The organism is Pseudoalteromonas rubra (assembly GCF_000967655.1).
Taxonomy (GTDB): domain Bacteria; phylum Pseudomonadota; class Gammaproteobacteria; order Enterobacterales; family Alteromonadaceae; genus Pseudoalteromonas; species Pseudoalteromonas rubra_A.
The window spans coordinates 37,514-48,833 of sequence record NZ_JXYA01000020.1; the positions used below are offsets into that span (position 1 = coordinate 37,514).

At 52.6% G+C, this 11,320-nt stretch carries 10 protein-coding genes; all 10 read right to left on the minus strand.

Going from position 1 to position 11,320, the window contains the following annotated elements; translation table 11 throughout:
* Position 1 precedes the first annotated feature (1 nt).
* From murG to mraZ, 10 genes are read right to left on the minus strand one after another with little or no spacing between them, the layout of a single operon-like run.
* Positions 2-1,066, minus strand: coding sequence for an undecaprenyldiphospho-muramoylpentapeptide beta-N-acetylglucosaminyltransferase (gene murG / locus TW77_RS09805; RefSeq protein ID WP_046004804.1), 1,065 nt, complete (start codon positions 1,064-1,066; stop codon positions 2-4).
* Positions 1,063-2,238 carry a cell division protein FtsW gene (gene ftsW, locus TW77_RS09810; RefSeq protein WP_046004805.1) on the minus strand — a complete coding sequence of 392 codons (1,176 nt, stop codon included), beginning with the start codon at positions 2,236-2,238 and terminating at the stop codon, positions 1,063-1,065. The genes murG and ftsW overlap by 4 nt, the downstream gene beginning before the upstream one ends.
* Entirely contained in the window at positions 2,232-3,557 is a 1,326-nt protein-coding gene (murD, locus tag TW77_RS09815; protein WP_046004806.1) for a UDP-N-acetylmuramoyl-L-alanine--D-glutamate ligase, read from the minus strand. The genes ftsW and murD overlap by 7 nt, the downstream gene beginning before the upstream one ends.
* Positions 3,558-3,579: 22 nt before the next feature.
* The gene (gene mraY / locus TW77_RS09820) at positions 3,580-4,662 is read right to left on the minus strand and encodes a phospho-N-acetylmuramoyl-pentapeptide-transferase (protein WP_046004807.1); all 1,083 of its coding nucleotides are present in this window, start codon (positions 4,660-4,662) and stop codon (positions 3,580-3,582) included.
* Positions 4,656-6,059 (minus strand): UDP-N-acetylmuramoyl-tripeptide--D-alanyl-D-alanine ligase, encoded by a 1,404-nt coding sequence (locus tag TW77_RS09825; protein ID WP_046004808.1) that lies wholly within the window; start codon positions 6,057-6,059, stop codon positions 4,656-4,658. Before TW77_RS09825 ends, mraY begins: the two co-directional genes overlap by 7 nt.
* Positions 6,056-7,546, minus strand: a complete 1,491-nt coding sequence (locus TW77_RS09830) for a UDP-N-acetylmuramoyl-L-alanyl-D-glutamate--2,6-diaminopimelate ligase (protein WP_046004809.1) — start codon at positions 7,544-7,546, stop codon at positions 6,056-6,058. The genes TW77_RS09825 and TW77_RS09830 overlap by 4 nt, the downstream gene beginning before the upstream one ends.
* Positions 7,536-9,350, minus strand: coding sequence for a penicillin-binding transpeptidase domain-containing protein (locus tag TW77_RS09835; RefSeq protein ID WP_046004810.1), 1,815 nt, complete (start codon positions 9,348-9,350; stop codon positions 7,536-7,538). The genes TW77_RS09830 and TW77_RS09835 overlap by 11 nt, the downstream gene beginning before the upstream one ends.
* Positions 9,347-9,667 (minus strand): cell division protein FtsL, encoded by a 321-nt coding sequence (gene ftsL / locus TW77_RS09840; RefSeq protein WP_046004811.1) that lies wholly within the window; start codon positions 9,665-9,667, stop codon positions 9,347-9,349. Before ftsL ends, TW77_RS09835 begins: the two co-directional genes overlap by 4 nt.
* A complete protein-coding gene (rsmH, locus tag TW77_RS09845) occupies positions 9,667-10,602 on the minus strand; it encodes a 16S rRNA (cytosine(1402)-N(4))-methyltransferase RsmH (RefSeq protein ID WP_046004812.1) in 936 nt (311 codons plus the stop codon). The genes ftsL and rsmH overlap by 1 nt, the downstream gene beginning before the upstream one ends.
* 21 nt (positions 10,603-10,623) lie before the next feature.
* Positions 10,624-11,082 carry a division/cell wall cluster transcriptional repressor MraZ gene (gene mraZ / locus TW77_RS09850; RefSeq protein ID WP_046004813.1) on the minus strand — a complete coding sequence of 153 codons (459 nt, stop codon included), beginning with the start codon at positions 11,080-11,082 and terminating at the stop codon, positions 10,624-10,626.
* Positions 11,083-11,320: the final 238 nt, after the last annotated feature.

The following is an 11,320-nucleotide window of genomic DNA, read 5'->3' on the forward strand; positions in this document are numbered from 1 at the left end:
TTTAATTCGTTACTTCTTCGCAAATGGCGGCCACTGACTGGGTTGCAGACAGCTGCGCACAAGCTTTTGCTTTATTTGCTTTTTCCCAGATCAGTGCCCGGTCGCGACAATAAGGTATCAAAGTGTCGCACAGGTGCTGTGCCGATAATGCTGATTGTGGAACCAGCAACGCTGCCGATCCGTCTACTAAAAATCGTGCATTAGCCGTCTGATGATCATCCACCGCATGCGGTAAAGGCACAAAAATGGCCATCTTACCTGCGGCGGCAATCTCGCTCACCGTCAGTGCGCCCGCGCGGCAAATCACCATATCGGCCCAGTCATAAGCCTGATCCATATCATCAATAAATTCGGCCACTTTGGCCTGTAATCCTAAGCGCTGGTAGTCACCTTCTAGTGCAACATGATTGCCCTTACCGCTTTGGTGCCAAACCTGTATGTTGCAGGATGTTGCCTCAGTCAGTAATGCTATGGCCTCAGGGACCGTATCGTTGAGCACTTTCGCGCCCAAAGAGCCGCCCACAACCAGCACATTAACGGCACTCCCCGGTTGTTTTGGCTTAAGCTGTGCCACACTTGCACGCACAGGATTACCCACAACATCATGCGCACGCTCGGCAAAAGCCTGCGGAAATGCCGCCAATACTCTGCTGGCAATGCGCGCCAATAATTTATTACTTAAGCCGGCAACCGCATTTTGTTCATGGATCACCAAAGGCACGCCAGCCAGCTTGGCAGCCAGTCCAACAGGACCTGTGACATAGCCTCCCATCGCCAGGATCACGTCCGGACGGCGATGGCGAATGATGGCTCTGGCAGCAAAAATGGCCTTTATCACCATCCAGGGTGCAGTCAGCAAGCGTTTTACCCCGTTACCGCGCACCCCTTTTACTTCTATAAAGTCGATGTCTATACCATGTGCCGGTACGACTTGCGCTTCCATTCTGTCAGCGGTGCCGACCCAGGATATTTGCCAGCCCTGCGCCTCAAGTGCTTTGGCCACGGCGATACCCGGGAAAATATGTCCACCGGTGCCGCCGGCCACAACCAGTAATCGTTTGGTCATTTTTTTCCTCCCCGGGAGGTAGCCTGACGGGTCGACAGCTTAGTTTCAAAATCAATGCGCTGTAATAACCCCGCAGCAATGGTCATGATCAATAAACTCGACCCCCCGTAGGAGATAAACGGCAGTGTCAGACCTTTGGTTGGCAACATGCCCGCACTCGCACCGACATTGACTACAGTCTGAAAAGCGAACCAGATGCCGATCCCAAGCGCCAGGTAACCCTCATATTCTTTGCCCGATTTAAGCGCTTTTTGACCTATGAGCAAGGCCCTGAACACTAAAGTCGCCAGCGTCAACAGTACACAAATCACGCCGACAAAGCCCAGCTCTTCGGCCACCACGGCAAAAATAAAATCGTTATGTGCTTCCGGTAAATACTGTAACTTCTGAACACTGTTGCCCAGACCCTGGCCGAACCAGCCGCCCTGACCATATGCCATAAGAGACTGGACCAGCTGATAGCCTTTACCAAAGGGATCTTCCCAGGGCTCCAGGAAACCCACCACCCGGGCCATCCGGTATGGCTCAAAGATTATCAACATCACCACCAGCAACACCCCGGTCAGCATCAGAGCAAAAAACTGCCAGAGCTTTGCGCCCGCCAGAAATAACAGCCCAACGGTAGTAACAAACATCACCACCACAGTGCCCAGGTCCGGTTGCATCAGAATTAAAAAGGCATAAACCGCAAAGACAATAATGGGTTTTGCAAACCCCTTGAGGTTTTCCTGCACTTCATCGCGTTTGCGCACCAGATAACCGGCGATATAACTGAAGAAAAACAGTTTTGCGGCCTCTGCTACCTGAAAGCCAATCGGGCCAACAGGTAACCAACGCTTGGAACCATTCACCTCTCGGCCAACAACCAGCACCACAGCCAGCAGCACGAGTCCCAGCAATAAAAGATAGGGGTTGAAGCGTTTCCACCAGGTCATAGGCACGGAGGTGCTGAGCCAAAACAGCACCAGCGCCATCACCAGAAACATGCCGTGACGCGTCACAATATGGTAGGGGTTATCGTACAGGCGTTCAGCCACAGGCATAGAGGCACTGGTGACCATCACAAAACCAACGCCCACCAGACACAACATGGCGTACAACAGTGGCACATCGAACAAAGAGTCCGAAGGGGTTGGGGTGAAGGTGCGCCGCAGTGCGGTCATGCTCAGCATATTTGCCCCTCAACCAGGCGACAAAACTCCTCGCCACGCGCCATATAGTTGGCGTACATATCAATACTTGCACAAGCGGGCGCCAGCAGCACCAGATCGCCGGGCTTAGCCTGCTGCGCAGCCAGCGCAACGGCCTCACTCAGATTGTTGACCATCTGGCTGTGCGGGTGTAGTGGCATAAAGTCAGCGCCATCCTTACCGAAGCAAAATACGGTTTTACAATAACGCTGTAACGGCGCTTTGAGTGGCGACAAGTCAGCCCCTTTGGCATCGCCGCCCACGATCAATAAAATCTGGCCTTGTTCACCGGCCAGGCTTTCCAGCGCCGCCACTGTCGCGCCAACATTGGTTGCTTTGGAGTCATTGAAATAACGCACTCCCTGCACATCAGCAACCAACTGACAGCGGTGCGGTAACCCTTTGAACGCCCCAAACGCCGCGATAAAGGCGCTGTCTGGCAGTGCCAGCGGCGACAACAGTGCCATTACCGCCAGAGCGTTAAACTGGTTGTGTTTACCCGGCATGGCCAGCGTATCAACCGGACACAACATTTTGCCATGCAAAGAAAAATAAGTTTGCCCATGGTCTTGCGTTAAGCTGCAAGTCGCGCCTTCAAGCGCCACACTCAGTGCGTTATCATGAGGCAGGAAGGTACGCGGATCGTCGGCGTTATACACCAGACAATCGACCTGCTGATAAATGCGTAATTTTGCTTCGCAGTAGGCGGCAAAATCCGGATATCTGTCCATGTGATCTTCGGTGATATTGAGGATCATGGCACTCAGACAGTGCAAGCTGTGGGTGGTTTCGAGCTGAAAACTCGACAGCTCCAGCACAAACACATCAAAGTCTCGCTCCAGCAGATCCAACACAGACGTGCCAATATTACCGCCCAGCCCGACCTTTAAACCCGCCTGCTGACACACCTCAGCCGCCAGGCTCACCACGGTTGATTTACCGTTTGAACCGGTTACCGCAATCACGGGCTTGTCATTCAGACGAGCAAACAATTCGACGTCACCAATGACTTCAACCCCGGCTGCAATTGCCTGAGCCACACAGGTCTCATACAAAGGCACACCGGGACTGATCACCACCAAGTCGGTTGCACTCAGTGCCGCCTCTGCGAGTGGGCCAAACACCGCCTCGCATTCAGGCAAGTTGTGGTTCATCCAGTCGGCACCAGGAGGCACAGGGCGAGAGTCGACGACCTTAGGCGTAATGCCATGGCGTACCAAAAAGCGTACTATGCCCAGACCGGTGACACCCAGTCCGAGCACGGTAATGTGTTTATTTTTTAAGGTGTCTAAATAACCCATATCATAACCTTAGTGTACTGCTTTAGCGGATCTTTAAGGTTGCCAGTCCCGCCAGCACCAAAATGATCGAAATGATCCAGAATCGCACTATCACTCTGGGCTCCGGCCAGCCTTTTAATTCATAGTGGTGATGTATGGGTGCCATACGGAAGATCCGCTGACCACGCAGCTTATAAGAACCAACCTGCAAGATCACCGATAGTGCTTCCATGACAAAGACGCCGCCCATAATCAGTAACACCAGCTCCTGACGCACCAAAATAGCGATGATCCCCAAGGCACCACCGAGTGCCAGTGAACCGACATCGCCCATAAACACTTGTGCCGGATAGGTATTGAACCATAAGAAGCCAAGCCCGGCGCCAACAATTGCCGTACAGACCACCACCAGCTCACTGGCAGCGGCGATATGCGGAATATGCAGATAGTTGGCAAACACGGCATTGCCGGTCACATAAGCGATGATAGCCAGCGCTGATGCCACCAGAATAGTCGGGACTATGGCCAGACCATCAAGCCCGTCAGTCAGGTTCACGGCGTTCGACGTACCAACCAGCACAAAATAACTCATCACCAAATAAAACAACCCAAGCTGAGGCAGGACGTCTTTGAAAAAGGGCACCACCAGCACGGTTTCAGAAGGGTCCGTCGACGTGAAGTAGATAAAGGCGGCGACCGAAATGGCAATCACGGACTGCCAGAAATATTTCCATCTAGCTATCAAGCCTTTGCTGTCTTTGCGAATAACTTTACGGTAGTCATCCACAAACCCGACGATACCCAGAGAACCAATCACAAACAAAGTGATCCAGACGTATTTATTGCCCAGGTCGCCCCACAGCAAAGTACTGGCAAAAATAGCCCCTAAGATCAGTAGTCCGCCCATCGTCGGCGTGCCTGATTTAGATAAATGAGATTCCGGACCGTCGTCTCTGACAGTCTGGCCAATTTGCATTCTCTGTAAGGCCCGGATCAGCTTAGGTCCGAAGTACAAAGAGATCATTAATGCGGTCAGGATCCCCAGGATCGCACGCAGCGTCAGATAGGAGAAAACATTAAAGCCACTGTAATATTGCGTCAGGTATTCCGCTAACCAGGCTAACATGAGCTGTCCTCTTCGCTATTTGCGTCGTTGTTGTGGGCTTTTGAGGCATCGACCAGATCGGCCACCAGCAGCTCCATACGCGCACTGCGCGAGCCCTTCACCAGCACAGTACACACTTCATCGTGCTGCGCTAAGAGTTGTGCAATTGCCTGTAACATGTGCTCGCGCTGCGAAAAGTGACGATTTGCAGTTTCAAACACATCGCTGGCATAACGGCTCAATACCCCCAGAGAAAACAGTGCATCAATGCCTTTTTCTTTGGCATACTCACCCACCTCCTCATGATATTGCCGCGCCTCTTCACCCAGCTCGCTCATATCACCCAGCGCAAACACCCGATAGCCCGGCATACTGGCCAGCAGGTCGATGGCGGCTTTGACAGAGCGCACATTGGCATTGTAGCTGTCATCAATGACCCGCAGCGTATCCGACACTTCAATCAGGTTAACGCGCCCTTTCACTTCAGCCATGCTTTGCAGCGCAACTTTGATATCTTCCAGGGTCGCACCCAGTTGTACCGTACAAGATGCTGCTATCAGCGCATTCATGACATTATGCTCGCCAGGCAGAGGAAGCGTAATGGTGACGCGCTGCGTGCCCTGACACAGTGCAAAGGTGGCACGGCCCAGTGTATCCAGGCTAATATCCTCTACCCATAAATCAAGCTGCTGTGCCATAGAGAAGCGGCTGGTGCGCTGCGTCGTTAAGCCTTGCTCCCACATAGGGGCAAAGCGACAGTCGCAGTTCAACACCGCAACGCCGTTGTCTTTGAGGCCTGAGAAAATTTCGCCTTTCGCCTGGCCAACACCTTCTATCGAGCCAAAACCCTCAATGTGCGCCGGTGCCACATTACATACAACCGCAACATCTGGCTTAACCAGCGCGCTGGTATAAGCAATTTCACCTATGTGGTTTGCGCCTAATTCAATGACCGCAAACTCATCGTCTTCACTCAGGCGCAGCAAGGTCAGCGGAACGCCTATGTCATTATTGAAGTTGCCCGCCGTGGCCAGCACTTTACCCAGTCGGGATAGAATGGCCGCCGACATTTCTTTCACTGTGGTCTTACCCACACTGCCGGTGATCGCCAGCGTTTTGGGTGATACTTGTCGGATCACGGCCTGACCGAGTTGCCCCAGTGCCAGTCGCGTATCTTTGACAATCAGTTGAGGAATATCCACGTCGACCGGATGGTCAACAATCGCCGCAATCGCACCTTTTTGCTGCGCCTGGGCAACGAATTTATGACCGTCGAAATTAGGTCCTTTTAACGCCAGAAACACTTCGTTTTCGCTAATTGTACGTGTATCTGTATTTATATTTGAAACACTGCGGTTTTGCCCGTCAAAAGGGGCCTTCAGTACATCCGCAAGCCAAGAGAGATCCATCTTGATCATGCACTTTCCCCTGATAATATTTTCTGAGCCCAGCTAATATCGCTAAAAGCCAGGCGTTGGTTACCTATGATCTGATAGTCTTCATGCCCTTTACCGGCGATCAGGATCACGCTATGTTGATCAGCGCCCCGAATTGCCTCACGTATGGCACTCGCCCTATCAGGCTGACAAAGAGCATACTCGGGCTTACTGAGCCCAGCCTTAATGTCGTTAATAATGTCGAGTGGATCTTCACCACGCGGATTGTCGCTGGTGATCACCACAGTATCCGCATATCGCTCCGCCGCCTGAGCCATCAGCGCACGCTTACCTTTATCGCGCTCGCCGCCACAGCCAAATACACAGGTCACTTTGCCCGGTACATGCTGTTGTAGCGCCTGCAGTGCCAAGGCCAGTGCATCCGGCGTGTGGGCATAGTCAACCACACAGGTTGGCTGCCCGGCTACTTCAATTGCCTGCATCCGACCGGTGACGGGCTTTAGTTGCGCAGCACCTTTAACCAGTTGTGACAGCGCGACCCCCTGGGTCAGTAACACAGCAAACGCCGCACTCAGGTTATACAGATTAAACTCGCCAAATAAAGGTGTGCTAACTTCGGCATCGCCCCAGCTGGTGTGTAATCTGACATGTATGCCCAGGCTGTCAAAGCGTGCGTCACTAAAATAAACAAACTGCTGTACAGTCTCGCTTAGCGTGTCATCGGCAGGCATACGGCCAAAGCCGACCGGACGCGTTATCTTGCCTTCTTTTAGCCAACGCTGTGCCCAGGGGTCATCAATATTGATCACCGAGTAATTTGGCTGACAGGCGCTGAATAGCTGCAGCTTGGCCTCGGCATAGTTTTCCATGGTGCCATGATAATCCAGATGATCACGGCTTAAATTGGTAAATACCGCCGCCTCAAACTGGCACTGCGCAACCCGCCCCTGCACCAACCCATGGGATGATACTTCCATCGCAGCCAGCGGATAGCTATCACGCAGCTCGCTTAAAATACGCTGCAGATCGACGTGAGACGGAGTGGTGTTATTCAAAGGCGTTAGCGAGTCTGGTGCCCCGTAACCGAGCGTGCCGATTACCGCACCGGGTAGTCCACAGGCGCTGGCCAGATGCGCTATCATGGCCGTGGTGGTCGACTTACCATTGGTGCCCGTTACACCTACCAGCGTCATCGCGCGGCTTGGCTCGCCATAAAACGTCGCAGCCAGCATGGCCACTTTGTCGGCCAGTGCGCGGATCTTAATAATCCGTGAGACAACCCGTGAGTCTTGCACATCAACAACGCAGTTTTCATCGGCCAGTACCAGTGCCGCACCACGCTCAAGCGCAGAGCCTACATACTGGCCACCATCCTGCTGATGACCCCGTAGCGCAATAAAGCAATCGCCCGGACCCACTTCTCGGCTGTCCAGGCGCAACGCGTTAATCTCTATACTTGGGTGTGAAACCCCAATGTCAGCCAGTGCCTGGCTCAAATCACGAGTCATTATCCGGCCTCTTTAAATAAGCAACCCGATCTTTGTCCGGTGCCACATTTAAAATTCTCAGTGCGTTAGAAACAATTTCGGCAAACACCGGCCCCGCCGTGTGTCCGCCGTAATACACATCCCCGCCGGGTTCATTGATCATGACGACCACGGCCAGGCGAGGATCGCTGACCGGTGCAACGCCGGCAAAATAGCCCACATATTCGTCACCATATCCGCCTGCAATGGCCTTTTCTGAAGTACCGGTTTTCGCCGCGGCCCGGTAACCATCCACAATCACATTCGATGCCGTACCGCCTTTTTCAAAGACCGACTCCATCATTTCCACCACAGCCAGGGCATCTTCTTCACGGAACAAACGCTCACCCGGCACGGGGTCATTTTGCTTCATAATGGTCAGCGGACGAGAAATACCACCAGCGCCAAAGGTCGCATACAATCGGGCCACCTGAGCGGTACTGACCGACACCGCGTAGCCATAAGACAAAGTGGCGATTTCAAAATCTGACCAGCGGCGGTTGGGATAAAACAGGCCAGAGCTTTCGCCGATCATCATAGTGCCGGTGTCTTCGCCAAAACCAACTTGCTGATACAGGCCAACAAAATACTCTTTGGGCAGCATCTGACTAATTTTAGCCACGCCCATGTTACTGGATATCTTTAGAATTTCGCGCAAGGTCATTTCACCGTGGTTGCGCTCGTCTTTAACCAGTCCGCCATTGAGGCGCATCCAGCCTGGGTAGGTATTTATGGTGTCATCCGCCTGAATAACGCCATGATCTAGCCCTGCCAACACAGCCAACGGTTTCAAAGTTGACCCCGGCTCGAATAGATCGGTAATGGCCCGGTTACGACGCTTATAAGGCGCCGCATCACTCATATCATTGGGATTAAAGCTCGGACTGTTGACCATAGCGAGGATCTCACCGCTGTGCACATCCACCACCATGGCCGAACCTGAAGTGGCCTGATAAGTCAGCACCGCCGATTTTAACGCCTGATAGGCAATCGCCTGGATCCGCAAGTCGATACTCAGGTGAACGTCTTCCGGCTCAACCCGCTCTTCCTCTGCCAGCACCTGAACCTCACGCCCCTGAGCATCTTTACGAATAGTGCGACGTCCTTCGGTGCCTGTCAGCGCCTTGTCATAGAGCTTTTCAATGCCTTCGATGCCAATGCCATCAATGTTGGTCACACCCAGTACATGGGCCGTCACCTCACCATTGGGATAATACCGCTTAGACTCGTCGAGCAAATGGATCCCTGGCAGGCGCATCTGACGAATATAGTTGGCCACCGCGGGCGTTACCTGGCGTTTTAAATACACAAAACGACGCGCGGGATTGTCGCGCAGGCGCTTGTCTATTTTTTGTTGTTTGATTTGCAGCACATCGGCCAGCTCACGCCAGCGTACTTCATCCTGATAAAAAGCCTGTTTACGGGCACTGAGTTCGGCGGCATTATCGGCCAGCGCCTGAGAATCTTCCCCATTGCGACGCGCCTTTCTCAGCACCTTCTTAGTCAATGCCTTATCCAGCGCTTTGGGGTCGGCATAGACGCTGACCACAGGCACGCTGACTGCCAGCTCTTTGCCATTACGGTCAAAGATCATCCCGCGCTGCACCCGCACGGTTTCAACCCGCACTGTGCGCTTGGCATTTTCAGAGCGGGCTTTGTCGGGCTCAATCACCTGTAAATAGGCAGCACGGGCGATCAATGCGGCAAAAACCAACACCAGCATCACACTGACCAGCGCAAAGCGCCAGCTGATTAAGTTAACAGAAGTCTTTTTCGCCGGGCTCATGGTAGTACGATCACCTGCTCTTCTTTACTGGTTGGCCGCTTCATCTGTAACTGGGTTCTGGCCACTTCTTCAATACGTGCATGCTGAGAATAAAACTCTTCCTCAACCAGCAAGTAGCGCCATTCCAGGTCCAGTTCATCCCGTTTTTGTAATAGCTTGTCCTGCTCTATCAACTGCTGGCGGGTCAGGTGTGTTACCTGCACCACCGCAAGCGCCGACCCTAAAGTCAACGCCAGCAACACAAACGTCAGCTTATTAGCCAGTAGTAACTGGCATATTTCTAAAAATAACTTGGGCTGACGCTGATGCTTTTTCATTACAGTTTCTCGGCAATTCTCAGCACCGAGCTGCGCGCACGCGGATTGGCATCGATTTCAGCCTGACTGGGTTTAATGGCTTTACCCACCGCCTTCAGTGTCAGGTTTTGCTTAAGCTGCGCGTCTGTCAGCGGCAAACCACGTGGCACAGCCTCCCCTTTACTTTGTTTTTTAATAAACTGTTTCACAATGCGATCTTCCAGTGAATGGAAGGAGATCACCACCAGACGACCACCCGGTTTTAATACCGCCAGTGCGGCCTGCAATGCTGTCTGGATCTCTTCAAGCTCACTATTGATGTAAATGCGAATGGCCTGAAAGGTGCGCGTGGCCGGGTGCTTATGCTTGTCTTTGACCGGCACCGCTTCATCAATTAGATCTGCCAGTTGCTTGGTCGAGGTGATCTCTGTGTGCTCGCGGGTTTCAATGATCTTAGTTGCAATGCGGCGGGCAAATTTTTCTTCACCGTATTTTTTGATCACAAACACCATGTCTTCGAGCTCGGCTTCTGCCAGCCACTGTGCGGCACTGCGGCCAGCCGTTGGGTTCATGCGCATATCCAGCGGGCCATCTTTCATAAAGCTAAAGCCACGCTCGGCGTCATCAAGCTGAGGTGAAGACACGCCAATATCCAGTAAGATACCATCAACTTTGCCCAGCAGACCGGCATCACGGGCGACACTCTCAATGTGCGAAAAGCGATTGTGGGCAATACTAAAACGCGGATCATCGGCGAACTTCTGTGCCGCCGCAATCGCTTGCGGATCCTGATCAATGGCCTGTAATCTGCCCTGCTCGTTCAGCCGCTTAAGTATTTCACCCGAGTGGCCACCACGGCCGAATGTACCGTCGATATAAGTGCCATCGGGTTGGATATTCAATGCATCCAGCGTTTCAGCCATCAACACTGAAATATGTTGCCATTCTGTCGCCATAAAATTTGGTTTTCACCCCAGTTATAAAGAAAAGTCATCCAGCTCAGGGCACGCTTCTACGTCACCACTGCGCTCAATCTCGGTATCGGCCTGCATTTGCTCATACCAGCGTGCTTCGTCCCAGATCTCAAATTTATTGAGCAATCCGACCAGCATCAGCTTTTTGCCAAGGCCAGCATGGGCACGCAACGTGGGCGCCAGTAAAATTCGACCATTTTTGTCGAGCTGGTATTCTTCCGCATGTCCTAAAAGCATGCGCTGCCAGCGTCTGACTCTGGGGTTGGTGTTGGATAGTCGTTGTAATCTGGATTCAATTTCGCGCCACTCAGACAATGGATAAAGCCACAGACATGGTTCATTGATCGCAATAGTGCAGATCACGGCCCCCTGTTCTTCAGACAGCAGCGGCTGGCGATACCGGGTTGGTATCGAAAAACGCCCTTTGTCATCCAGGCTCAATGAGCTTGCGCCGCGGAACATAACTACCCGCTCGGCCTGATACGATTAGCCAATCTTTGATCCAATTTGATCCACTCTAACCCACATTTTCCCACAGGATGACAGTCTAGGGCTTGACAAGCCTTTTTGTCAAGTTGGATCACACGGCTTGACTCGCCTACAGGCCAGAAAAATCGCGGGTTTTGCGGAACTCCATGAATTCGGTGGGAAAATGTGGGCAGACAAATAATGTGGGATCTTTTTACGTAAAAGCGTCCCT

Bases quoted from the DNA above. Each gene is read 5' to 3' on its own strand.
- mraY (WP_046004807.1), bottom strand. From the start codon at position 4,662: ATGTTAGCCTGGTTAGCGGAATACCTGACGCAATATTACAGTGGCTTT.
- rsmH (WP_046004812.1), bottom strand. From the start codon at position 10,602: ATGGCGACAGAATGGCAACATATTTCAGTGTTGATGGCTGAAACGCTG.
- TW77_RS09835 (WP_046004810.1), bottom strand. From the start codon at position 9,350: ATGAGCCCGGCGAAAAAGACTTCTGTTAACTTAATCAGCTGGCGCTTT.
- murD (WP_046004806.1), bottom strand. From the start codon at position 3,557: ATGGGTTATTTAGACACCTTAAAAAATAAACACATTACCGTGCTCGGA.
- TW77_RS09830 (WP_046004809.1), bottom strand. From the start codon at position 7,546: ATGACTCGTGATTTGAGCCAGGCACTGGCTGACATTGGGGTTTCACAC.
- ftsL (WP_046004811.1), bottom strand. From the start codon at position 9,667: ATGAAAAAGCATCAGCGTCAGCCCAAGTTATTTTTAGAAATATGCCAG.
- murG (WP_046004804.1), bottom strand. From the start codon at position 1,066: ATGACCAAACGATTACTGGTTGTGGCCGGCGGCACCGGTGGACATATT.
- ftsW (WP_046004805.1), bottom strand. From the start codon at position 2,238: ATGCTGAGCATGACCGCACTGCGGCGCACCTTCACCCCAACCCCTTCG.
- TW77_RS09825 (WP_046004808.1), bottom strand. From the start codon at position 6,059: ATGATCAAGATGGATCTCTCTTGGCTTGCGGATGTACTGAAGGCCCCT.
- mraZ (WP_046004813.1), bottom strand. From the start codon at position 11,082: ATGTTCCGCGGCGCAAGCTCATTGAGCCTGGATGACAAAGGGCGTTTT.